Annotated in this window: 25 protein-coding genes and 1 pseudogene; 7 read left to right on the top strand and 19 right to left on the bottom strand. The window is 34.2% G+C overall.

Annotation, left to right across the window (positions count from 1 at the left end; genetic code table 11):
* The first annotated feature begins 112 nt into the window (after window positions 1-112).
* A complete protein-coding gene (locus tag ACFXN8_RS10955; RefSeq protein ID WP_376078751.1) occupies window positions 113-412 on the top strand; it encodes a hypothetical protein in 300 nt (99 codons plus the stop codon).
* Between the two features lie 313 nt (window positions 413-725).
* On the opposite strand, the gene ACFXN8_RS10960 is transcribed toward ACFXN8_RS10955, so the two are convergent.
* From ACFXN8_RS10960 to ACFXN8_RS11010, 11 genes and pseudogenes are all read right to left on the bottom strand, one after another.
* Window positions 726-1,340, bottom strand: a complete 615-nt coding sequence (locus ACFXN8_RS10960; RefSeq protein WP_376078753.1) for a hypothetical protein — start codon at window positions 1,338-1,340, stop codon at window positions 726-728.
* 370 nt (window positions 1,341-1,710) lie between these two features.
* Window positions 1,711-2,916 carry an EAL domain-containing protein gene (locus ACFXN8_RS10965; RefSeq protein ID WP_386845011.1) on the bottom strand — a complete coding sequence of 402 codons (1,206 nt, stop codon included), beginning with the start codon at window positions 2,914-2,916 and terminating at the stop codon, window positions 1,711-1,713.
* Between the two features lie 689 nt (window positions 2,917-3,605).
* Complete coding sequence (locus ACFXN8_RS10970; protein ID WP_386845013.1) at window positions 3,606-4,712, bottom strand: TFIIB-type zinc ribbon-containing protein; 1,107 nt, start codon at window positions 4,710-4,712, stop codon at window positions 3,606-3,608.
* 11 nt (window positions 4,713-4,723) lie between these two features.
* Entirely contained in the window at window positions 4,724-6,040 is a 1,317-nt protein-coding gene (locus tag ACFXN8_RS10975; RefSeq protein ID WP_376078756.1) for an SPFH domain-containing protein, read from the bottom strand.
* A 205-nt stretch (window positions 6,041-6,245) separates the two neighbouring features.
* A complete protein-coding gene (locus ACFXN8_RS10980) occupies window positions 6,246-6,620 on the bottom strand; it encodes a DUF423 domain-containing protein (RefSeq protein WP_376078757.1) in 375 nt (124 codons plus the stop codon).
* Window positions 6,621-6,631: 11 nt separating this feature from the next.
* Window positions 6,632-7,057 carry an acyl-CoA thioesterase gene (locus ACFXN8_RS10985; RefSeq protein WP_134024032.1) on the bottom strand — a complete coding sequence of 142 codons (426 nt, stop codon included), beginning with the start codon at window positions 7,055-7,057 and terminating at the stop codon, window positions 6,632-6,634.
* A gap of 534 nt (window positions 7,058-7,591) precedes the next feature.
* Window positions 7,592-7,705 (bottom strand): phage terminase small subunit-related protein, encoded by a 114-nt coding sequence (locus tag ACFXN8_RS10990; RefSeq protein WP_376078760.1) that lies wholly within the window; start codon window positions 7,703-7,705, stop codon window positions 7,592-7,594.
* A gap of 105 nt (window positions 7,706-7,810) precedes the next feature.
* The gene (locus ACFXN8_RS10995; protein ID WP_386845017.1) at window positions 7,811-8,035 is read right to left on the bottom strand and encodes a hypothetical protein; all 225 of its coding nucleotides are present in this window, start codon (window positions 8,033-8,035) and stop codon (window positions 7,811-7,813) included.
* A gap of 768 nt (window positions 8,036-8,803) precedes the next feature.
* Window positions 8,804-9,100 (bottom strand): annotated as a pseudogene (locus ACFXN8_RS11000) (cytochrome C biogenesis protein); the annotation flags it as partial.
* Window positions 9,101-9,658: 558 nt separating this feature from the next.
* Complete coding sequence (locus tag ACFXN8_RS11005; RefSeq protein ID WP_386845019.1) at window positions 9,659-9,880, bottom strand: hypothetical protein; 222 nt, start codon at window positions 9,878-9,880, stop codon at window positions 9,659-9,661.
* A gap of 117 nt (window positions 9,881-9,997) precedes the next feature.
* The gene (locus tag ACFXN8_RS11010) at window positions 9,998-10,210 is read right to left on the bottom strand and encodes a hypothetical protein (protein ID WP_376078766.1); all 213 of its coding nucleotides are present in this window, start codon (window positions 10,208-10,210) and stop codon (window positions 9,998-10,000) included.
* Window positions 10,211-10,637: 427 nt separating this feature from the next.
* Between ACFXN8_RS11010 and ACFXN8_RS11015 the strand changes: the two genes are divergently transcribed.
* Window positions 10,638-11,285, top strand: coding sequence for a pentapeptide repeat-containing protein (locus tag ACFXN8_RS11015; protein ID WP_386845021.1), 648 nt, complete (start codon window positions 10,638-10,640; stop codon window positions 11,283-11,285).
* A gap of 248 nt (window positions 11,286-11,533) precedes the next feature.
* On the opposite strand, the gene ACFXN8_RS11020 is transcribed toward ACFXN8_RS11015, so the two are convergent.
* A complete protein-coding gene (locus tag ACFXN8_RS11020; RefSeq protein WP_386845023.1) occupies window positions 11,534-11,869 on the bottom strand; it encodes a hypothetical protein in 336 nt (111 codons plus the stop codon).
* 186 nt (window positions 11,870-12,055) lie between these two features.
* Between ACFXN8_RS11020 and ACFXN8_RS11025 the strand changes: the two genes are divergently transcribed.
* Both ACFXN8_RS11025 and ACFXN8_RS11030 read left to right on the top strand, forming a co-directional pair.
* Entirely contained in the window at window positions 12,056-12,253 is a 198-nt protein-coding gene (locus ACFXN8_RS11025; RefSeq protein ID WP_386845025.1) for a hypothetical protein, read from the top strand.
* Between the two features lie 259 nt (window positions 12,254-12,512).
* Entirely contained in the window at window positions 12,513-13,034 is a 522-nt protein-coding gene (locus ACFXN8_RS11030; protein ID WP_386845027.1) for a GNAT family N-acetyltransferase, read from the top strand.
* 179 nt (window positions 13,035-13,213) lie between these two features.
* Here the strand turns inward: ACFXN8_RS11030 and ACFXN8_RS11035 are convergent, their stop codons facing one another.
* Both ACFXN8_RS11035 and ACFXN8_RS11040 read right to left on the bottom strand, forming a co-directional pair.
* Window positions 13,214-13,393, bottom strand: a complete 180-nt coding sequence (locus ACFXN8_RS11035) for a hypothetical protein (RefSeq protein WP_386845029.1) — start codon at window positions 13,391-13,393, stop codon at window positions 13,214-13,216.
* A 398-nt stretch (window positions 13,394-13,791) separates the two neighbouring features.
* The gene (locus tag ACFXN8_RS11040; protein WP_386845031.1) at window positions 13,792-15,045 is read right to left on the bottom strand and encodes a collagen-like protein; all 1,254 of its coding nucleotides are present in this window, start codon (window positions 15,043-15,045) and stop codon (window positions 13,792-13,794) included.
* Window positions 15,046-15,298: 253 nt separating this feature from the next.
* Between ACFXN8_RS11040 and ACFXN8_RS11045 the strand changes: the two genes are divergently transcribed.
* Window positions 15,299-15,718, top strand: a complete 420-nt coding sequence (locus ACFXN8_RS11045) for an HXXEE domain-containing protein (RefSeq protein WP_376074766.1) — start codon at window positions 15,299-15,301, stop codon at window positions 15,716-15,718.
* 389 nt (window positions 15,719-16,107) lie between these two features.
* On the opposite strand, the gene ACFXN8_RS11050 is transcribed toward ACFXN8_RS11045, so the two are convergent.
* Window positions 16,108-16,359: a hypothetical protein gene (locus tag ACFXN8_RS11050; protein ID WP_386845033.1), complete on the bottom strand. Its 252-nt coding sequence runs from the start codon at window positions 16,357-16,359 to the stop codon at window positions 16,108-16,110.
* 498 nt (window positions 16,360-16,857) lie between these two features.
* Window positions 16,858-17,367 carry a MepB family protein gene (locus ACFXN8_RS11055; RefSeq protein WP_386845035.1) on the bottom strand — a complete coding sequence of 170 codons (510 nt, stop codon included), beginning with the start codon at window positions 17,365-17,367 and terminating at the stop codon, window positions 16,858-16,860.
* A gap of 260 nt (window positions 17,368-17,627) precedes the next feature.
* Here ACFXN8_RS11055 and ACFXN8_RS11060 point away from each other — a divergent pair, with 260 nt between their 5' ends.
* Together ACFXN8_RS11060 and ACFXN8_RS11065 are read left to right on the top strand one after the other, a co-directional pair.
* Window positions 17,628-17,843, top strand: a complete 216-nt coding sequence (locus ACFXN8_RS11060) for a YkvA family protein (RefSeq protein WP_376074851.1) — start codon at window positions 17,628-17,630, stop codon at window positions 17,841-17,843.
* 401 nt (window positions 17,844-18,244) lie between these two features.
* A complete protein-coding gene (locus ACFXN8_RS11065; RefSeq protein WP_386845037.1) occupies window positions 18,245-18,688 on the top strand; it encodes a carboxymuconolactone decarboxylase family protein in 444 nt (147 codons plus the stop codon).
* A gap of 273 nt (window positions 18,689-18,961) precedes the next feature.
* On the opposite strand, the gene ACFXN8_RS11070 is transcribed toward ACFXN8_RS11065, so the two are convergent.
* The 3 genes from ACFXN8_RS11070 to ACFXN8_RS11080 all read right to left on the bottom strand — a co-directional run bounded on the left by ACFXN8_RS11070 (window position 18,962) and on the right by ACFXN8_RS11080 (window position 22,564).
* Window positions 18,962-19,780 carry a phosphoenolpyruvate hydrolase family protein gene (locus tag ACFXN8_RS11070; RefSeq protein WP_386845039.1) on the bottom strand — a complete coding sequence of 273 codons (819 nt, stop codon included), beginning with the start codon at window positions 19,778-19,780 and terminating at the stop codon, window positions 18,962-18,964.
* Entirely contained in the window at window positions 19,746-21,005 is a 1,260-nt protein-coding gene (locus ACFXN8_RS11075) for a Tm-1-like ATP-binding domain-containing protein (RefSeq protein ID WP_386845041.1), read from the bottom strand. Before ACFXN8_RS11075 ends, ACFXN8_RS11070 begins: the two co-directional genes overlap by 35 nt.
* 344 nt (window positions 21,006-21,349) lie before the next feature.
* Window positions 21,350-22,564, bottom strand: coding sequence for a phosphoenolpyruvate hydrolase family protein (locus ACFXN8_RS11080; RefSeq protein WP_386845043.1), 1,215 nt, complete (start codon window positions 22,562-22,564; stop codon window positions 21,350-21,352).
* Window positions 22,565-22,627: the final 63 nt, after the last annotated feature.

Genomic DNA, 22,627 nt, shown 5'->3' on the forward strand with positions numbered 1-22,627 from the left:
GCGTTCTCAATATACAGATGCTGAATTGTATATAGAATTATGTTTAGTCCTTTCAAAATAGGGAAAAGAAAAAATATAGAGCCAGATTCAATATTTTGGGGAGGGATTAATAATGGCGAAACGAAGAACAGGTGTTGTAATTGCAGGGTTAGCTTTAATAGCATCTTATTTAAGAAAAAAAGAAAACCGTGATAAAGCATTAAGTTTGCTCGATAGTGCAAAATCTAAATTAGGATCCTATTTTAATACTGTGGAAATGGACAAAAACATATCCGAGCGGATAACTGCTCAAGCTGCGACACGAGCTGGAACATCTCCAACAAAAATAGCTTCAAACGAAATGGTTGCTGAAGGTGGAGGACATACAGGTATCCACTTTTTCAATGAAGAAATTCAGGGAAAAGAACAATAATAACACAAACCTTCTCAATCCACTTTAGACCACTGGATATAGTAACCAATTGAGTTTTTCAATTATATTAAGTATTAAAAGTCGATTTGTACCGAAAATTTTGGTATAAATCGACTTTTTCAGTGGCTTCCCCAACACAGATTGACATTTTAGTTTATTTTTTATTTAGCTACTAAAATTCTTTTTACTCAAATTTTGCGTAACTTATAAAAATATCCCCTTCAAAAAGGACATGTAATTGACTAGAATTATATAGTCATTTTATATGCCCTATTTAAAGAGGATCATCATTCCAAACTAAGTATTCTCCAGTTTATTTATCATTCAAATCATCAGGATAAACAACTTTGTTAATTACATCTCCATTTGCTTCATCTTTAAAAATTACTGTAACTTTAAACTTCTCCGGATCCATTCCACTGAAAAGTTGATAATACATACCCACTATAGCAAGTCCCATTGATGACATAGCATCAAAACTGTTTTCAAACTGTTCTTTATTTACAGTTAGGGTAAACTCCGTAAATGACTTGTTATAAGTTACATCTTTTATAGAAGAAAAATCATCACTAGTTTTAATTTCATCTACCGTTTTTAAAACACTTTCTTCCAGCTCTTTCAACATTTTTTTATGCACTGATTTAGGCATTTTGTATGTTACAGAGCCGTCACTATTTTTAATGACTTCTTTAACCCCTTCTTCTTTTGCTTCAGTAATCGCTGTGTCGATGTCCTGACCTTCCAAAAACGAAGCTGGTATTGTAACTTCAACGTTTAAAAGTCCTTTATCGACTTTTAATGATGTTTCCTCTGTTGTTTTATCAGCATTATCGGTTTTCTTACCACTATCGCTTTCTTTATCCTGGCTACATGCTACTAGCAAAATAACTAGTAGCAATGTTAGTGGTACTAAAAGTAATTTTTTCATTGTTCAAACTCCCTCCTCCATAAATATACATAAACGTATGGGAATTTACTATATCAATTTTTATCTTTTCCTCTTTCCTTTGCTATTCCCCTTCATTTAGCTTCTTTCTCAGTCTCAAAACTGCTGTGCTTTTTCATGCTTGGTAGAGTTACATCATGAAAATGTTTTTGGCCATAAAAAGCATTCAATTGAATGCTTTTCTGCCTCTACACACTTTTATAAGTATTTTAATTGCAGAAGGTGTTGTTGTTACACAGTTGCCAAAATAATAATTTTTTCATCCAATAAAAATCAAAGGATTGTCTTCACACAAATTAGGGATACAAGTTATCCTTGTACCCCTTAAAAATCTATATAAGCATTTGTAGCACTATCTAAAGATATTATGTTCATACAGGTAATCATACGAAAGATCGACGAACAAATACTCATGCTCGTTAATAGCAATCGAAAATGTTCTTGTAATTTCCCCTGTCTCGATATCTCGATAAAGCTCTGAAATTTCTCCGCTTTGATCGTTGCGCATTTTAATGATTGTTTGTAGAAAGTATGGACGCCAACTCCAGTTTTTATTGATCGCTCTTGGCTGCAATTCCCACTGACCATCTATACGCATTACGTTTGGGGATAGTTGGAAACCATCTTCATTACAAATATATACTCGGAACGAATAACTATCCAACAGCTGCGCTAGATGCTCTAGATGTGTGATGTTGTCACTAGAAGGTTTAACACGATGGACTATCGCTTCTAGCTCCTCCCTCAACTTTTTTAACTCAAAATATTGCGCCTCAAGAATTTTCTTTTCAGAGGTAATAAATTGCTGACACTCCTCCTTAAAACGCTCCTTTAAAATATCCTTCTCTACGAATGTCAATGCAGAATTTGCCAAGTATCGGCCCTGATAAAATCGGCCTCCATTCTTCCAGGCAAATTGTAATTGATAAACAGTTTCGATTCCTTCAAATAAAAGATTTGCGCCAATTTTATAAGCGAGGCTACCTATTGCTGATATCATATCTGATTGTGCAGACCAAGAATCATAATTTAAGTCACGAATATTGACCTTTAAGATTTGTGGTGATAATAGAGCAATGTGTTCTAAATGACTCTCCGCTCCTACTTCCTGAATAGCAATTTTGACACCAAAAGTCGTAAAGTAACGTACTGCATGGTGCAACTTATGAATGTCACCTAAAAAACGATGCTCAGAAACAACTAATACAATACGATGTAAATCCTCTTCACTGATATATTGTTGAATAATATTAAAATGACTTTCACCGAAATCCTGCATCAGTAAGTTCGGGTTACTTGGAATATAAATATCAATATCCTGTCCGATTTCTTCTACTTTGGCTAGTGCAGCGTGTAAAATTTTATGTTCCATATCGATACGATATTCTTCTGGAATATCTTCGTTATTCACAAAATCTTTTAAATTAATTTGTTGACCCTCAATTTGTAACTGTCCGGAAATTTCGTAGGCAATCACCGTATGCGCATCCGCGCTAAATATCGGTTGAAAATACCCATGTATTTGATCTAAATTTGTTAACACTTCAATTGCATCCATTGTCGAAACCTCCATACATGATGTTATCCAAGAATAACATTACATTCACAGCTCATTTCATGAAAAAAAAGCTCTCTGACTGTATAATAATTTGTTTAAAGTAAATTGGCAACTTCACATGGCGTTATTTTATGGAATAAATTGTTCCGGAATTTAACTAACTCCACCAAAATGATGTATTCATCAAACGGATTAGCGTTTAATAATTTTTCTACACGCCTTCTGCTCATCACTTCTTGCAATAAAGGTCATAAAAAGTACCATAACTAAGACGAAAAAACATTTCTTTTTCATAACACATTCGTACACTAAAACATGTGCTTAGGTTTAAGTGCATTTTTCTGACAATTCATCATTCATAACGACTTTCCCATAAAATAGGTTCTTACTTACATATATTTTTATTTAGCGTCACTCTAACACATGGATTCGCTTTTTGTAGTACAGTGCAAAAATCCCCTCAGAATTTCTTTCTATTATAACTTATGCAACAATCGGAAGTGGAAGCCGTGATAACTAGAGGTTTTCATCCTATTTCCTATCATTATTCAGCCGTTCACCCATTTATTTTTTGTGCTGATGCATTCCCTATTAGTTAGAGCAATTATGCCTTGGCATAATTGCATGAAAGAAGTTAAAAAGCAGTATTCCAACGTATGGATTATACCCTACAGGAATACTGCTCATAACTATTCTGACATAAAGAAATACCAAATAATCGCAATCGTAATTAATGCTAGAATGACTGCAAATGTTACACGTAGTGGTGAAATCGGGGCATCTCCACCTACTCGACCTGTCTGTCCATTCACCATAAATCGATAAACCTTTTCTTTGTAGCGGAATGAAGAAAGCCAAATTGGTAACATTAGATATTTATATGTAATATCATCATGTATTGTTGAGAAATGTAAACCGGATACTACATCCGCATGATGTTCCCAACGTATTTTTGAAGTAATTTGTGCATCCAGATGATTTGAAATTTCTCGCTTCGCTTGACTCCATCCATCCTGTAAACCAATACTGTAGCGCTCTGATAAAAAGCCTGATACATATTCTGGTTTATAGGCTTTATTGTTGAGTAAATTAAAGGGTTCTACTTTTCGCATCATATTTCGATCATAACGGGCTGTCGCACTGATTAAATGATCATCAATAAATTCTTGATAAAAACCACTTGTGGAATACCAATCCGTTTCAGTTCGAGTATTCCCCTCTTTATCTGTAACTGTTCGATGTCTACCGTATCTTGCGGAATACCTTGAACTTGTTTTAGTATCAAAAGTCCAATATGGAAGATAAACGCCTTTAAATGAATCCGGCTTAGCACTATCTTTTGCTGCCCTCGGTGTAAACCATTTTCCCTTAATCCAACTTTGGAAGTTCTCTCCTGCTTGCTTATCTGTTATTTCAAACGCGCATACCCCATTCGGTGCTAGTGTATTTTTAGCACTAGCCTCCATAACCTGATTGGAACCACAATATGGGCAACTATCGGCTACCTGTAACGCATCGTAAATTGTTTCTGCCGCACAGGATTTACAAATAACTGTTTTTTTCTCAACACCCCAGTTAAAATTCCCACGTTCTTCAGCCTTTGCAAAATCCATTTCCTGGGCAACTTTTTCTTCTCGCTTCTCCGGGGCTGCAATTTCAGTCTCATAGCCACAATATGGACACGTTAGCTTTCCCGTTGCTGGGTTAAATTCAATAGATGCACTACATGATGGACACTCAGCGTCAAAATCAAGCTTTACTTGTTTTAAATTTTCAGCATCTTGCGTTGGCATCATTAGTCATCTCCTTACTTAACATCATTCTCATCAAAGACATCGCCACACTCCGGACAGAACTTTGGTGGGTTCGCAGGGTCTTCTGGCTGCCATCCACATTTATCGCAAACGTATTGTAATGCTCCAGAAGGTTTTTTAGCACCACATTCACTACAGAATTTACCTTTGTTGACAGTACCACATGTACAAGTCCATCCTTCTTCTGCAGGTTTTGAGGTCCCACAATTTGAACAGAATTTACCAGTGTTTTCGTTGCCACATGCACATTTCCATGCACCTGGGTTCGTCGCTGATTGTTGTTGCTGGGCTACCTGTTTATTTTGCTCATTCATTTGGTAAAGCTGTCCTGCATTAACACCGCCTGCTTGTGTAGCCATGTTCATGCCCATAAATCCTGCCATTGCTCCACCATCATTTTTGGATGCTGCAATCATTGCTTCCGCCTGAGCACCCGTTAAATGAGCCGCAGCCATACCTGGATCACGCATTACTGCATTTCGTTGTAATTGTTTAATCATTGCTTCATCTTCTTCAGATGCTTTTAAAGAACTAATGCCAAAGGATACAACTGCTAAACCACGTGTTGCTAGCCATTTCTCTGATAACACTTTATTAAGGGCATCTGCTAGAGCAACGGTATGCGCCGGAATTTCGCTATAGCGAACCCCGCTTGCTGAAATATGTGCGAAAGCCGGCTGCAACGCAGTCATCAGCTCCGTTTTTAATTGGCTATCGATAGTATCTCTTGTAAATTCACGCTCTACGTTTCCGCAAACATTCGTATAGAATAATAATGGATCGACAATTTTATATGAATATTCCCCATGACAACGAATAGCAATATCAATATCTAAGCCGATATTACGGTCGATAACGCGGAAAGGAACTGGTGCTGGTGTCCCATATTTATTGCCTACGATTTCTTTTTTATTAAAATAGTACACACGCTGATCCTTTGCAGGTTCTCCTCCAAATGTGAAGCGTTTACCAATCTGCTTGAATGTTTCCATAATGCCTTCAGACAAATCATTGCCATACATAATCGAAGGCTCTGTTGATGTATCATAAACATACTCCCCAGACTCCGCAGAGAACTCTACTACTTTCCCTTGCTCGACAATCATCATACATTGTCCTTCATTTATAGCAATAATAGAGCCATTACTAATAATATTGTCATTACCTTTATTGGACCCTCGTTTAGAAGTACGTTTAACACCCTTTGCCACAAGAATATCTGCTGACAGTGATTCACAATAGAAATATTCACGCCATTGATCTTCTAAAACACCTGCTAATGCGCCAATCCCTGCTTTTAATAAACCCATATTTATTCCCACCTTCAACTATATACTTAAGACTTATTTTATCACTTAAAATAATCTAATCATTATGTAGTACGCATAAAAAGAACAATTTGTTTCATATTTTTTCAACTTCTTTAAAAAAAGAGGCAGCTCCATAGGAACTACCTCTCTCGTTTTAAGTACTAATAACTGCTACTATCACTTTTTCAGTGGATCTTAGCGTTTCTTAAGAAAATGCGGAAATAGCCACAAGCACCCAGGCAATGATAAATAACATACCACCGATTGGGGTAATCGCCCCAAGCTTTTTCACACCTGTAACAGCTAATACATATAAACTGCCAGAGAAAAACACAATACCAGCTAACATTAAATAGCCTGCCCAAGAAAGCATGCTAGAAGCTCCTAAAAGGGCATCACTCGATAAAATACCAAGCCCTAGTAAACCTAATGCATGGTACATATGATATTGCACCGCAGTTTCCCAAATGGCTGCGTAGTGCGGTGACGCAAATTTATCTTTTAGCGCATGTGCTCCAAAAGCGCCTAGTACGACACCAAGACAAGCCATAATTGCACCTATCGCTAATAATAGTTCCATATATGTTTCTCCTATTTCGTCTCACATGCAATTTCTTTGTATTTCGCATCCCATGCCGGATCAATTTTACTTAAGGATACCGGACGTAACGTATCTTTTTGGGCAAGAATATGTACGGACTGAGCAGTCGCTGCAATCGTGCCATCTTCATGTAAAATTTCATAGCCATATGTTGTACGTAGACGATCGTGCTTTTCCACCCATGTACGTACCGTTGCCACTTGGCCATAATGCATAGCTGCCTTATAAGAAATGGATAAATCCATCACTGGTGATACATAACCATCTTTTTCTAACTCCGCATACTCAAATCCTGCATCATTAACTAACTGAGAACGGCCTATCTCCATCCAAATGATATAGTTCGCATGATACACCACGCCCATTTGGTCAGTCTCAGCATATCGAATTTCAATTTGTTTCTCACTTACAAACATTTTCTTCACCTCGTCCTACATTATAGCGTAAAAATATTGATTTGGCGGGGTTTTTGTTTTTTTGATTTTTGTGAGGTGAAAATTAATGGCTCGAACAAGTGTGATGATTACTAAAAACAAATTTATTATATGTTTATTTATATTCCATATAAACTCGTATAAAATCTTTTAATTGGAGTACTTTCTGGGGTACTGGTTATTTTAAACATAAAATATAAAAGCATTGAGCAGGTGCAATATTATTAATACCTAATCAAAAAATCACTCATTATTTTCAGATGAGTGATTTTTTATTAATATCTATACTTAGTTTACACTTACAATACTTGCCATTATTGATACGATTTAATAGAACATATACATATAAAGGAGATTACTTACAAATAAAGAAAAAACTAATTTTTAGCGCAGCACTTGTACTGGTGCACCATGCCCCTTAGCGTTTCTGTTGCCTACTGGAGCACCTCGTGTTCGTTTAGTAACGTTACCTTTCAAATGGTCATCCCACTTATCTTGGTTCTTCCATTTTCCGATTTACGAATCGGATAATTCTAATTGTTCAGCACTATCCTTTAAAAGCATTTGCCCTTTGCTTTCAAGCCACATTTGAAACGCTTCATCACGTTTCGGATTCCTTGATCTAGCCAAATCTCATACACCACCACCTCCATCATTTGTTTTGTAATCACCCCATTATGCTAGTTGCTTAGAAAACAAAAAAGCTACACCTAGTATTAGGTATAGCTTAATTGATTATCGAGTTAAGAAGTCTCCATTACGATTCATTTGTGTACCATAGAAAGTTACATTACCACGACCATCTACATCTACAGCTTCCTTCTTTATAGTCATACCTACTAAAGTTACATACTCAGAAGTTAACATTAATTTTACATGTTCTATATCTACTTGAGTAGTATTAGAAACAGCACTTTGACCTTTATTATCAACTATAGTAACAGTTACAAAGTTCTGCATCAGTCCCACCTCCATTTCCTTTCTATAATAATCTAAGTTATGTAAATTATGTAATAATATTTTGACATAATTATTTCACTCTCAAAAGGCAAGTACCAACAAATCGAAGGGAAGGAAACTCTGTTCGATGCTCACTTTTGAGAGAAAAATAAAAACACCTTAATACTATCAGGGTGTTAGTAGATCAATTATTTCTTCATAATTAAAGCAATCACATTATGACCATCAAAAGATATTTTTATATCAACGATGGCTTTATGATTCAATAAGAAATTATTAATCGAGAGTTTTGACATTAGAATCTCTTAAAACTTCCACTTTCATCACTTACACCTCCAACCCAATCATAAACCAGAAGGTGAAAACTTTTCGCTCTCAAAACCACAGCAAACTTTGCCATCTTATCACAAAGCATTTTGGCTGTTTGATGCTGTTTTCAAAGCAAGAGAAAAAGCCTTCATCCTAAGATGAAAGCTTAAATTCATAAAATTGTTCTTTAATAGAACTCACTACCCATTGATTATTTCTTTTTATAAGTAAAACATCTTGTCCCAAAAATCCATTCTTTCCAGGTACCCCTTGACTGATAGTGATTTTCATATTCGTTTCATTTGGATAAGAATAACCACCTCTTTGTTTGGACATATCCGTAAAGCGTAAGTTCCCAATAATAATTAAATTAATCATTTCATCAGTGAAGTATGGCTTTAAATATTGTCTTTTTTGAGCGACACTCGCTACATTGTTTACTTTCTTAATGGCTTCACCTAGCAGCTCCTCCTCATAAGGATGAATAAGATTTATAACATTTTTCACTTCTTTAATTATTGAATATTGACATTTAAATTCCATCTTACATTCAGTTCCAAATGAAATTTCTCCTATTTTCCCATCATAAGGTACAGCTTTTTCTAGTGGCCTCCGATACCCTTTTGTAACTGTATAAGAAACAACATGATCATAATTACCGACTGTTAAAACCCCTAGTTTATTTAACTCATTCCTTAATTGTTCAATGTATTCTTCTGGCAATAAGACTTCAATTTTTACAAATTCTATATCCATTTGACACCTCGATAACTTTTGCTTTTTTCTAAATTAAACATAATTATTCTGAACAAACCCTTAAAAATCGAAAACTTATACCTCCAGCGATTTTGTAGGTTTTCTCTTTTAACATAGTTTTGCTCTCCTATGTCTCCTATATGATATAATTACATATCTGACTAGCCTAAATAGAAGGTCATAAACCAATTCGAGCTGTAGCGACTGCAAACGCTGCGGCTTTTTCTTTTACTCATAATGAAACTTTTATAACTCTCTTTCGTAAATACATAAATAACCAATTCAATGGAGGTGCCTAAATGAAAGATATTTTTAAAGGAATTCTAGCAGTACTCTTAGCCTTAGCTTTATGGGATGGAATTAAATACATATGGAATCTTTTAGTTTAAACACCGAGAAAACAGCCAATCTTTGGTTGTTTTTCTATTTGAACAAATGTTTACAAGCTTCTGCTGAACAATTTTCACTCTCAAAACCACAACAAACTTTGCCCCCACATCACATATAATTACGGCTATGTGATCCAGTTCTCAAAGCAAAACAAAAAGCCACACCTTGTTAGGCGCGACCTTCATTTCTCTTAATGACCTGTTTAGTTTTCCAATGTACTACAAAGCTTATAATCGACACTACGACAGCTACTACATATAATGTTGTTGTTAAATAATGAACTTGTTCAATTCCTTCTCTTAGGACAATCTTTATAAAAAAGAAAGTTGAGACTAACATAGCTATTACTGTAACCATATTAGAATATTTTGCTTTGTTTTTCACACTCATCTATTTCACCGCCTTCTACACTAATCATAATGCGCATGGAATTATATGTAACTACTGAAAATATGAAACGTAATGAAAAACCACTACTCATAATGAGTGTGCCTTTGAAAATCCTGATTATAATTCTTCTAAATAGATTGTCACTAAGATACTTCTTGGACTGTAAGTAAAAGCTCTTTCACTCACGGCCCTGTAATTATCATCAATATTAACTACATCACCAACGTTCGGAATCAAAGCTGATAAAGAATCGTTGATGTCATACGTCATAATTACATCTCCGTTTTGTTCACAAAAATTTATATTAATCTGTTCTAAATTACTACGCACCTTTTACCGCCACCTTCTAGATTAATCCTAGACTGGAAATAGATAATTGTGTAATAGAATTTTGATACATAATAAAAAGCCACGACTCATTAAGAGTGTGACTTAATACTGGATATTGCTCTACGGTTATAGCGATTGTTCTTAAATTATCTTTAAACGCTTCGGCACTTACGCCTATACGTTCAGCAAATTAAACAAATGTTTTCCTCCTATTTTTCTATGAAATTATCAAGTTCTTGTTCGTTCATCACTAACACCATATTTCTTCTTATTGTTCAGTAATATTTTCTTAAAATAGGAAATGTATAAAATCAAGCATTCATCATTGCACACACTTTTACTAAAAAATAAAGTCTTATATAAATAAGGCTTTTTATTTAAACTTATATTTTAATAGTAAATAACTGCATTTGAAAGGTGTGCTATTGTGGCAAAAGGTTTCAAACTTGAATTACCAAAATTACCATTACATTTAGAAAAAGCAAATTTTCAAGATATTTTTTATGAAGAAGAACCATATTTATCAAACTGCATGATCTCTAACACAGTAATTGATAATGAGGTTGTCGAAAGACTAGTTTTATCAAAAGTTATCTTTAAAAACGTAAGATTCATAGATGTTACTTTTAGAAAAATTGATTTGACTGATGTGATCTTTGAAAACTGTGATTTATCTAATTCTAGCTTTACTGAAGGCATAATACATCGAGTTAAATTTGAAAACTGTAAATTATTAGGATCAGATTTTTCAGAAGCTAATTTGGGAAACGTTTCTTTTGAAAATTGTATTGCAAATTTATGTGACTTTTCAGAAACTCGTTTAAAACATGTACTATTCGAAAGTTCAACTCTACAGGGTGCGAACTATTATGAATGCTCATTTAATAAGGTGATATTTTCTCAAAGTGATATTAATGATGTTGACTTTTCTCAAACGTCCCTAAAAGGAATTGATATTAGTACATGTAAATTTGAAAGACTTAATGTCACCTTGGAAAGTTTGAAAGGTTGTGAAGTATCCTCGGAACAAGCGGTTGGATTTGCTTCATTGTTAGGATTAAAGGTTATAACTTGATGAAAATCAAATATTTAAAGTAAAGTTTGTATAATTTTGTGAACACCGTTTATATGTTTAAACGGTGTTTTCCTCGTTCTTGTATACTGAATAGTTTCTTTCGATTATTCTGTATTTATCACCTTAATTCTTTAGAAGAATCGAAAAGTTCCATTAATGCTGGAATGCAGCTTTCAAAACAACATAAAAACACCCCTAAGGATGTCTTGTGAATTAATTAAATTCATTTTCTTAGGCAAATCATTCATTCATCTTCCTATAATAATCTCATCTCGATCGCTTGATAAATGAATCTGAACCTCATCCTTCTCATAGATAGTTAAAGTACCTTCTCTAACTACCTTTTCCCAACCATTTACCCATATGATAAGACGATAACTAATCGGAATACCATTTTCATCAGAAGACATTGACCACTCATATACAGAGTTATTCTCATTTTCCTTTGTTAGTCGGGCGCTTATAGGAACAGGGAAATCACTATATTTTTCCGATAGCTCATATTTAGAATTAGCAACAATACAATAGCTAATTCCTAATAAAATAAATAATACAACAGCGAGAATAATTTTTTTATATTTCATATATAACCTCCTCGTATATAGTGGAATTAAATAGAATGGCAAATACCAATTCTTGTAGAGTGTAACAACGCTACTGCTTATTCCCAATCACTTATACCACGAGCTATTCCTCTAATGATCAAAAAACAAAATATTTAGGTTATTTGTGTTACAATTAAATTTGTAAATTATAAGGAGGTTTTACAAATGCAAAAAAATAAAAGATTCGCCTTAATTGCTTCTTTATTTACATTAATAGGCTTACCTATTATTTTTCTAACAGTATCCTTGTACACAGGTGTGTGGCGGTTTTTTATATATAGTATTGCACCTGCATTAACTGCTGGTTTAACAGGACTAATTTTTACAATGCAGGAAATCAGAAAAGATAAGCGAGTGGCTTAAAGGTTTTTGTACTACCCATAGTCCTTGGGATAAAACCTTTAGAAACGACGTTATTGTTATAATTTCACAAATACAGTATAACCTGTTGGCCAGAAAACTTCATTTACATTGGTACCAAAACTTTGAAACTTTGACCATTTCATATTGGCCTTTAAACTAATTTATCATTTTCACCACCTTGCCCTATTGTGCAGTAAGTACTATACAGATTGATTTTGGTATATTACGATATACTAGCGTTTTGAAAGGGGTACATATTTTGGATACCAACAATATATACATTAGGAAAATGACTGATAATGATTATGGTTTAATGGCAAAATGGTTGAGTACGAAAGAAGTTTTAGAATTTTATGGGGATATTAATTCACCATTTTCAATAGAACAAGTAAGGAAAAAATATGAACCACGCGTTCGTGGTGAAATCCTAGTTTTCCCCTTTATTGTTGAATTAGACGGTTCCCCAATAGGATTTATGCAATACTATAAACTTCAAGCAGAAGAACTAAAAGAATTAGGCTATTTAAATAATCAAGTGGTTTTTGGAATTGACCAATTTATCGGTATTCCAAAATTGTTTAATAAAGGCTATGGAACAATTATGGTTAGTAAATTTATTGAACTTATTATTATAATTACTGACGCCGAAATTATAATATTAGACCCTGAAGTTTCTAACGAAAGAGCTATTAGATGTTACGAAAAATGCGGGTTTACAAAAGTTAAAAAAATTAATAATGAACGTGCTTTGTTAATGGAATTTATAAATACTAAAATCTAACTCTATCTTATGATTTACAACTTCTTTTATTTCCAAACATTCCATTGGATCCTTAACGAATTTTAGGGATCTATACTTGAACAATAATCTGGTCATCCAAATGGTCATTGAACCACAATGACCATCAAAAGAATCGGGCATTTTGAGACCAATCAATATGGTGTTGGTATTCATAGGTATTAGTATGATATTTTATGCTGTTTCTTCTTTTTCAGCATTACTTCGATAATATTCTCAGAATCTTTTTGTCCTAATTTGATAGGTGTATTTTTTGCTACTCTTCTATAATTGTTTGGGTTATCTTTACAGTTTGGATTAGTAAAATTATTATTCATCATATTTAACGTATTGTTCAGCAAGATTCACTCTTCCTTTACGTTTCGAGATCTAACTAACCTTTACGTTTGTAGGTGCTTCCCAAAATCACCAATTCAAATAGTAGGAGGTATTAGAAATTGTTAAAACTTTTTATCTATCCTTATTGTGTTCATGTATTATTTGGACTTGTGGTCAGCTAACTCTACTATAAAAATTGTGCTTTTCTTTATTATGGTCCTCTTTATTTATGAAATAGGTGTTGAAACTGGTAAAAAGCAAAAGAACAGGATCTAACAAGAAAATTTTGCAGTTTTCTTTCGATTAATCCCAAGCACCTTTTCGTTTCATCACTTCTATAATCTTACCGATCCATGATGTTATTAAAATTGTTCACTTATATTGAACAGTCCTTTCAAATTTTGAAAGGACTGTTTTCATTTCATTGAGGCAAATTATATCGAATAGTTGCAGATACACCATTTGCGAAAGAGCCACCAGAAGTTATTATTTCTACAGACAGAAGAGTGCAACTATTTATTGGGAAATTTGACGTTGTAGTTGCACAGCAATTCGGTGTGGTAGATGTACTTGGTCCTGTAATAGTTGCTATAATACCCGAAGCTATCGGGACAGTAAAACCACAATTTGTGCTTAAATATATTTGTGCAGATGCTGTATCTCCAGCAGTTAAATTATGATCTCGTATATTAAGAGTTAAACTTGTTATAACTACATTTTGAGGGACTACAATTGTATTTTTGATGAAAGACGCCGAGGAACTCCCAACCCCAATAAAATCATTGTTTGCAACTGATTGATCTGAACTTAGGAAAACTTCCATTTGTCCTGGTCCATTCGTACCTGTTGGACCAGTAGTGCCAGTTACTCCTGTTGCTCCTGTTATTCCTTGGGCTCCAGTTGAACCCGTTGCTCCTGTTTTTCCTTGAAGTCCAGTTGAACCTGTCACTCCTGTTATTCCTTGCACTCCAGTTGATCCCGTTGCTCCTGTTATTCCTTGTACTCCAGTTGAACCCGTTGCTCCTGTTATCCCTTGCACCCCAGTTGAACCTGTCATTCCTGTTATTCCTTGCACTCCAGTTGATCCCGTTGCTCCTGTTATTCCTTGAATTCCAGTTGGACCCGTTGCTCCTGTTATCCCTTGCACCCCAGTTGAACCTGTCATTCCTGTTATTCCTTGCACTCCAGTTGATCCCGTTGCTCCTGTTATTCCTTGAATTCCAGTTGGACCCGTTGCTCCTGTTATTCCTTGTACTCCAGTCTGACCCGTTGCTCCTAGTATTCCTTGCACTCCAGTTGAACCTGCTACTCCTGGTATTCCTTGCACTCCAGTTGATCCCGTTGCTCCTGTTATTCCTTGCACTCCAGTCGGACCCGTTGCTCCTGTTATTCCTTGAAGTCCAGTAGAACCTGTCACTCCTGTTATTCCTTGCACTCCAGTTGAACCCGTTGCTCCTGTTATTCCTTGTACTCCAGTTGCTCCTGTTATTCCCTGGGCTCCAGTTGGACCCGTTGCTCCAATTCTCCCCTCTATTATTTGCAAGCCGTTTGAACCCGCCTCTATTATTAACCCTTGGAAACCTGTCGAACCAGGTAATCCTGTTTTTCCTCGATAACCTATCTCACCATCACCTGTTTCTCCTCTTAATCCTTCTTGAAAGTTATTAAAACTCATTAGATCACCCCCCTCCCTTTTTTCATAATATTTTTATTAGAATAAATGAAATAGACATAGCACTAGACTTATATAAACTTCCTTCCTCTTATTGTTTAGAATCAGCTCCTAAGAAAAATTGTTCATTCACTCATCACAATAAATCGTTCAATTATTTACTCTTTTGATTCAGACATATTCTTTAATATTTCTTGTAATTAATGCTAATGTAAAAATACAAATTATTTTATTACAATTATGGGGGATACTTCGAATGATTCAGTTTGAATTACATAACGCACTATGGCTTTTCGTTATTGTTTTTATGCTTCATGATTTTGAAGAAATAATAACTGTTGAGAACTGGTCTCAGAAAACAAATTATCTAGTTAAAAACACTAATAATAAATTGAAACTACTAATTTGGAAGTTTTGGAATATCAATTCACATTCATTTGCTAAAAGAGATGTATTTATTTTTCTAGTAACTTCAAGTATTGTATTTTTAAAAGTTCAATTTATAGATGCTAATTGGACAGCAGCATTATTTATATCTTTTTTATGTTTCGTTCTCTTCCATAATCTTGTGCATATCATACAAACAATTATTTTAAAGACATATACTCCTGGTCTTTATTCAGCTGTTTTTCTTGTTACCCCTTATACAGTCTATCTTTTAACCAGGTTAATTTAATTAATTCATCCAGATAATAAACTTTGTACTGTATGGGCGATTTACGAGTTCTATGGTATTTCCATCTAACCTTACAGCACATTTCCTTTCAAATATTTACTTGACTTACCTGCGTAAATTACTAATTCGTTCAAGTTCTCTTTGATTCTAACTCCCTATATGTTTGTTCTCCTTTGTCCAAAGCTTTTTTATGAAAGTAAGATCCATACGAAAAATTACAAGGTGAATAAACATAAAATGACCAGTATCTCATTTATAAAAAGAGAGTCCTGGTCATTTTGTATATGGTCAATCCATTTTTCTACAATTCAATTACGTCTAAATGATAGAGCGACATCACGTTATTTTCATTACAAATTATTTGTGAAACTACGAAGTAAAGTCATAGATTACTTTCTTTTATTTTTCCCAAGTTTCTCGTTTCCACGTTTAAAATTCCCTGTAATTTTAGCTAATAATAACTGTACTGCTGTTTGATTGTCTTCAACTTCTTTGATTCTTACGATAAGACGCTCGGCCTCCCTATCCTTTACAATTTTAATCTGTTTACCTTCATAATCTATTACTACCGTTCCTTTTTTCGTTATTTGATAAGCAAACGGTTCTTCGCTTAATCTGTTGCGTTTATCTATTTCGCTCACTACACCATCTCCCTAATTCTTTTCGTTTCAACTAGTATATTCAAAAAATTCTATTGGTCCACTTGTTTTCTTTTTCTTCTCAATATGTATATGGTGTATGAAATAATGATTTAATTGCAAACCGTTAGAGGTTAACTCAAACTGAGTTGTAATGGTGGCTTATCTCATACCATTGCTGCACATTTTCTTTCTTATACGAACAAGCCATTCGAGGGTATAACCCCATTCCTAGTTGAGCATGAAACGACACTGTGGCTTTTTTATTTTTCAATCTATTTTCTCAGGCTATGAACTATACAAACAACGCTATCACGACATATTAATAGAAATGTAAAGCTAATTTAGCCTTACACCTCCGAGTTTTGTTACTAAGGGTCACTCCTATCCCAAGTGACCCTTTTTATAGTTTCCTTACTCAAAATGTTCAGTAAATATTTAAATGACACAATTTCTGTAATAGAGCTTGTTACTTATTCTTTTGTTTTAAAGAATCTAATTTTAATTGGAGTATAATTTTAATAGCTCATGTATTGGCAAACTATTAGCATCGTCTATTTTAATAAAATATGGTAATTGCCATTTCTGTGTTGCTATCGCTTGTTTGCTAGTGGGAGTTTCCCAACTAGGATAAACTCTAATTGCCATTTTCCCCTTTGTATTAGCGGTTTTAAGGATGTTTTGTTTTAAAAGAACCTCTTTCGGAAAAACAAATTGGCCAAAATCACCATTATCATTAAAAGTGTTTATTACCAATAAATCAGTGGCATTGTCAAATGAAAATGCTTGGTTTTTGTTAGCTTCATCCTTTTCCCAAAAAGAAACAAACTGTCCTATCTTGGTTGGTGTAATTTTTGCGACTCTAAATCTAACCAATTTAGAATTCAACTGAAATATCCCAGCCCCATAATCTGAATTTTGAGTTTCTTCACATATGTTTTTTATTGTTAAATCATTAGGTTCATAAAGTAATTCATTTACATATGTTAACGTCTTATTAAATTTATTCATAGTTATTCTCCTTATCTCATACTACGATATACTAGTATATCATCCGCGGACTTATCACCGTAATTGTTCAGTAAATATTTCTATTCCCCGATGTATTTTTATGATATGTACTTTCTAGGAATGGGGGAAGATTTTTTCAATGAGAAGCAATTCACTATCAAAGTTCAAAGCCTTTGCTAAAAAATTAAAACAAAATTTATTTGTACTTTACTTGTCTTATAAAGATTCAGGGAACCCCAAGGTATGCAAAGCTTGTGGCAATGATTATAGTTGCTTATGCTTTTAGCCCAATAGAATTAATTCCAGATTTTATTCCTATTCTAGGGTATCTTGTTGATTTGATAATTGTACCTTTGGGAATTATCTTAGCTTTAAAATTAATTCCACCACATGTGATTGAGAATCATAAAGAAGCTGCAGAAGAGTTAAAACAATCTAAAAAACCAAAAATTGGTTTGTTGGTATTCTTTTTATAATTGTTTGGATTATCTTTGCAGTTTGGATTAGTAAAATGATTATTCATCATATTCAAAGGATTGTTCAGCAAGACTTCCTAACTATGTTATCATTTTGAAATCTACCAACCCAGGTATTAGGAGATATCAGGATGACTCTAAAGATTGTTAAAACTCTTTTATCTATCTTGTGTTCATGTATTATTTGGGCTTTTGGTCAGCTAGCACTACTCTAAAAATTGTTTTTTTCTTTATTATGATCCTCTTTATTTATGAAGTAGGTGTTGAAACTGGAAAGAGGCATAAGAACAGGGTCTAACAAGAAAATTCTATTTAATTCAAATATCCCAAAGCTAAAACTAGCACGAATGTTCGTATTCAATTATAATTAGCTTATCTTAATATAAAAGGAGTCTTGCCTTATGAGTCAAAGAGTTGCCTATTATGATATTGCACCTGATGGTATGAAAATTATGATGGATATGGAAAAGTACACTAAGAAGTCTACAATTAATCGAGCAACTAGGGAACTTATCAAAATTAGAGTCTCTCAAATTAATGGATGTGCTTACTGCATAGACATTCATACATCCGATGCTCGTAAAATGGGTGAAACCGAACAGCGTATTTATTGTTTAAATGCTTGGAATGAATGTACTTTTTATACACTTGAAGAAAAAGTTGCGCTAGAATTATCTGAATATATCACTTTAATTCCTACTAAAAGAGTTCCGGATGATCTATATAAGCGGGTCCGTGAATACTATGATGAGCAACAGTATGTTGACCTTGTTCTAATCATCAATCAGATCAACAGTTGGAATAGAATTTCTATTGCAATGGGGAATACAGCAACTGAAAAATAATAACTTTTAAACGAACATCTCAAGGTGTTCGTTTTTCTTTAGGCTGTTTTCTAAAAGATTGTTGCTATTAAAACATAAAGACAGATTAAATCTACAAAGACGAATCCAATTTGAACAATCTTTTTTCAAATTGGATTCGTCTTAATTAGATTAGAGTATTTTTTAATCAAACTTTACTTCAAAGTTACACCTGGTACATTGCATTTTCTTTCTGATACGATCTTCAAATTGTTTATTAAGTTTCAAACTTCCGATAAAAGAAAATACCTTCAATTATATACCTTTGAAAGCTTCAGTTTGTTCTTTGATTCCTTTTTCTGCAGCAAATCTCTCAATACTAGATGCACCAAAGAATCCAACAATCCCATCTACTCTTTCAATAATATAAGCAGCGTCTTCCGGTTCTGCGATTGGACCTCCATGGCAAATTGCTAATATTTCAGGATTTATAGACTTACCAGCACTAATAATTTTTTGAATTCGATCAACACAGTCATCTAAAGTTAATGCAGTTTGTGCACCAATCGTACCTTTAGTTGTTAATCCCATGTGGGCCACTAAAATATCTGCACCCGCTTCAGTCATTTTCTTTGCTTGCTCTTCATCGAAGACATATGGTGTAGTTAGTAAATCTAATTCATGTGCTTTTCTAATCATATCTACTTCTAAATCATAGCCCATTCCTGTTTCCTCTAAATTTTGACGAAAAACACCGTCAATTAAACCAACTGTAGGAAAGTTTTGAACGCCACTGAACCCTTGATCTTTCAGCTGCTTTAAGAAAACTTCCATCACTTTAAAAGGGTCAGTTCCATTAACACCAGCTAGTACTGGAGTATCCTTTACAACGGGTAATACCTCATTACCCATTTCAACAACAATCTGGTTGGCATCACCATACGATAATAATCCAGCTAAGGAACCACGACCAGCCATTCTATAACGGCCAGAATTATAGACAATTAGCATGTCGGCTCCACCGGCTTCACTACTTTTAGCTGTAATTCCTGTACCAGCACCAACACCTAACAGAATATTACCTTTTTTAATTTCTTCTTTAAAACGATTTAATATTTCTTGTCTCTGTAACATGATCGCTTTCCCTCTCTTTATTCTCTATTAATTCAATTAATTTCTTCGCTGCAGCTAATGCAAACTCTTGACTATTAATATCCGCATTGATTTCTATCATTTCCACTTTGCTTTGGTCAACATTTTTTCTTAATGTATCAAATAACATTCTGTCTTCTTCTAAACCATAGAAAGGCTGCCCTTCAACATCAAGACCTGAGAGCCCTTTTAGCGGTAAAAATAATGCTGTATTTCCATTAGCTAAAGCTAATTTTTCTGCAATTACTTCTCCTATTTGCTTGTTCTCTTCAACAGATGTGCGCATTAAAGTAACTGTTGGATTATGCTTATAAAATTTTCTACCTTTAAATTTCTCAGGAACAGAATCAAATGGACCAAAGTTAACCATATCTATTGCACCCACTGATACAACTTGAGGAATTTGTTTTTTGGATGCTGCTTCTAAACGATTCGGTCCAGCTTTCAATACACCTCCAATTAACTCATCAGCCCATTCAGTGGTCGTTATGTCAAGGACACCATCTATAAATCCATTAGCTATTAAATTCTCCATTGTACGACCACCAACACCTGTTGCATGGAAAATTAATACTTCATATCCTTTAGCTTCTAAAAAATCTTTAGCCTGATTAATACAAGGTGTTGTCAGTCCAAACATAGTTGCAGCAATAAGAGGCTTCTTTTTCACGATCGTTTTATTGTCAAAGTTCAGCATACCTGCTATCGCAAATACTGCATTCGTAAATATTTTAGTCGAAATTATATTTAAACCAGCAACGTCTACTATCGATGGAATCATAATGATGTCACTAGTACCTACATACGGCTCCGTATTACCAGAAGCAACTGTAGAAACCATCACTTTTGGAACACCTATTGGTAATGCTCTCAAACCAGTTGATACGATAGATGACCCTCCAGTACCTCCAAAGGAAAGTACACCGTCAAATTTACCTTCTTCATACAGTTTCGGCAAAAGCACTTCCATGCCTTTTGCAAGAACTGCGGTTGCATTTGCTCGATCTCTTTTTGCTGCAATGTCCTGTATATCTTCTTCAGCTGCCGCTGCTACTTCAGCATTTGATACGTCAGGCTCAAATGCTGGGTTAAAAACACCTGTATGAATCGTGAAAGTATTGAAACCTAACGATTCAATCAACCCTTTTACATACAAATATTCTTTTCCTTTTGAATCAAATGTTCCTGCCAAAGCAATTGTTTTCATATCAACTCTCTCCCTTCTTGATCTATCAATTATGCCTCGGCATAATTGCGTCCGGAATCGGCTTGGTGCTTAGGCCTGCAGATGTTTTTTTGCGCGAAAGCGTAGCGGCAGCGGCAACAACACGAGGGCCGACACGATGTCGGTCATTTCGGTAATGCCGCATTTTACCTATGCAGGTTAGTTAACCGTTTTCGCATGGATGCGATGTCCTATGTGAACTCCTTTCCGATTCCGTGACATCCGCCGGAGGCTTTAACATCAAATAATCATTTAAGAAAGCGGTTTCATTTATACCTCCATTTCATGATAACGTTTTCTATTAGGAGAGTTAATGTGTTTTTGTTCTATAAAATTGTCTCTTTGTTATTTTTTAAATAGTTTTTAGGTGACATACCTTTATATTTTTTAAATATTTTACTAAATTGAGTATAATCCGGATAACCTACCATTTCGGCGATATTATTTAGCGGTATTTTTTCAAATCTCAGTATTTCGATTGCGCGATTAAGCCGAAACTTAATAAGATATTCAGTAAATGAAATACCCATCTCTTTTTTAAATAATGTGCTTAAATAAGAGCGAGACAAATTTAATATTTCAGCCACTTCATTCAACGAAATTTCGTCCATATAATGTAAGCTGATATACTTCTTTGTAAAATTAATATAATCATCTCGGCTACCTAAACCATCAGTAATTTTACCGATTAATTCATCCAACTGAAAATCGTTCGTTTGCTTAAATGATTTCGTAATATGTATAAGAGCTTGTTCATTTGGAATCCTTTCAAAAACGGAACCTCCGATGTAACCCATAATAGTAGTATCATCGTACATATACTGAACATCTATTGGTTTATTAACTGGACCTCCATAAATCATGTTTATAATGTTTGGATTCAGTTCATTACATCTATTAAAAATATTTACAGCCATCCTTTTGGCAGCCTGTAAAGGTAAAATCTTTTTAGCGCCTAGTGATCCCCCATTCGTTAAACCTAAGTGAACACAAATAATATCTGCACCCGCTTCTACCATACTTATAGCTTGCTCCTCGTTAAATACAAAAGCTACAGTAAACAAACCTTTTTCACTAGCGATACGAATAGCTTCTATCTCTTTTTCATATGTAATCCCTTGTTCTTCTAAAGCTTCTCTAAAAAGCCCATCTACTAGACCAATACTTGGATAATTATTAATGCCCGCAAATCCTTTTTTCTGAATTAAATCGATATAGCTATCTAATTCAATTGTTGGATCTGTTGCACATAATCCAAAACAAATAGGAATTTTTTTTATCATTGGAATGATTTCTTTACATGCAAAATCCATAACAACTTCATTACTATTTGCATACGGTAAGAAACCTGCTAATGAACTTACCCCCATTAATCTGAATCGTCCTGAATTTAGAGCTAAAATAAAATCAGCGCCACCTTGTTCTGCATATTTAGCTGTCATTCCAGAACCTGCTGCAACACCTAAAATATATCTATTTTTATTAATTTGTTTATTCATATGATTTTTTATTTCATACTTCTGATTTAATTTGTCCTCCATTTTATTTTCACCCCTACTAACATTGTTTAGTTTTCAGTTATTTAATCATTCTTCTCTTTTAGT

Source organism: Lysinibacillus sp. NPDC059133, assembly GCF_042755925.1.
Lineage (GTDB): Bacteria > Bacillota > Bacilli > Bacillales_A > Planococcaceae > Lysinibacillus.

Excerpts from the sequence above, each read along its gene's own strand:
- ACFXN8_RS10955 (WP_376078751.1), top strand. The coding sequence starts at position 113 with ATGGCGAAACGAAGAACAGGTGTTGTAATTGCAGGGTTAGCTTTAATA.
- ACFXN8_RS10960 (WP_376078753.1), bottom strand. The coding sequence starts at position 1,340 with ATGAAAAAATTACTTTTAGTACCACTAACATTGCTACTAGTTATTTTG.
- ACFXN8_RS10965 (WP_386845011.1), bottom strand. The coding sequence starts at position 2,916 with ATGGATGCAATTGAAGTGTTAACAAATTTAGATCAAATACATGGGTAT.
- ACFXN8_RS10970 (WP_386845013.1), bottom strand. The coding sequence starts at position 4,712 with ATGATGCCAACGCAAGATGCTGAAAATTTAAAACAAGTAAAGCTTGAT.
- ACFXN8_RS10975 (WP_376078756.1), bottom strand. The coding sequence starts at position 6,040 with ATGGGTTTATTAAAAGCAGGGATTGGCGCATTAGCAGGTGTTTTAGAA.
- ACFXN8_RS10980 (WP_376078757.1), bottom strand. The coding sequence starts at position 6,620 with ATGGAACTATTATTAGCGATAGGTGCAATTATGGCTTGTCTTGGTGTC.
- ACFXN8_RS10985 (WP_134024032.1), bottom strand. The coding sequence starts at position 7,057 with ATGTTTGTAAGTGAGAAACAAATTGAAATTCGATATGCTGAGACTGAC.
- ACFXN8_RS10995 (WP_386845017.1), bottom strand. The coding sequence starts at position 8,035 with ATGCAGAACTTTGTAACTGTTACTATAGTTGATAATAAAGGTCAAAGT.
- ACFXN8_RS11005 (WP_386845019.1), bottom strand. The coding sequence starts at position 9,880 with ATGAGTGTGAAAAACAAAGCAAAATATTCTAATATGGTTACAGTAATA.
- ACFXN8_RS11020 (WP_386845023.1), bottom strand. The coding sequence starts at position 11,869 with ATGAAATATAAAAAAATTATTCTCGCTGTTGTATTATTTATTTTATTA.
- ACFXN8_RS11025 (WP_386845025.1), top strand. The coding sequence starts at position 12,056 with ATGCAAAAAAATAAAAGATTCGCCTTAATTGCTTCTTTATTTACATTA.
- ACFXN8_RS11040 (WP_386845031.1), bottom strand. The coding sequence starts at position 15,045 with ATGAGTTTTAATAACTTTCAAGAAGGATTAAGAGGAGAAACAGGTGAT.
- ACFXN8_RS11045 (WP_376074766.1), top strand. The coding sequence starts at position 15,299 with ATGATTCAGTTTGAATTACATAACGCACTATGGCTTTTCGTTATTGTT.
- ACFXN8_RS11055 (WP_386845035.1), bottom strand. The coding sequence starts at position 17,367 with ATGAATAAATTTAATAAGACGTTAACATATGTAAATGAATTACTTTAT.
- ACFXN8_RS11060 (WP_376074851.1), top strand. The coding sequence starts at position 17,628 with ATGATTATAGTTGCTTATGCTTTTAGCCCAATAGAATTAATTCCAGAT.
- ACFXN8_RS11065 (WP_386845037.1), top strand. The coding sequence starts at position 18,245 with ATGAGTCAAAGAGTTGCCTATTATGATATTGCACCTGATGGTATGAAA.
- ACFXN8_RS11070 (WP_386845039.1), bottom strand. The coding sequence starts at position 19,780 with ATGTTACAGAGACAAGAAATATTAAATCGTTTTAAAGAAGAAATTAAA.
- ACFXN8_RS11075 (WP_386845041.1), bottom strand. The coding sequence starts at position 21,005 with ATGAAAACAATTGCTTTGGCAGGAACATTTGATTCAAAAGGAAAAGAA.
- ACFXN8_RS11080 (WP_386845043.1), bottom strand. The coding sequence starts at position 22,564 with ATGGAGGACAAATTAAATCAGAAGTATGAAATAAAAAATCATATGAAT.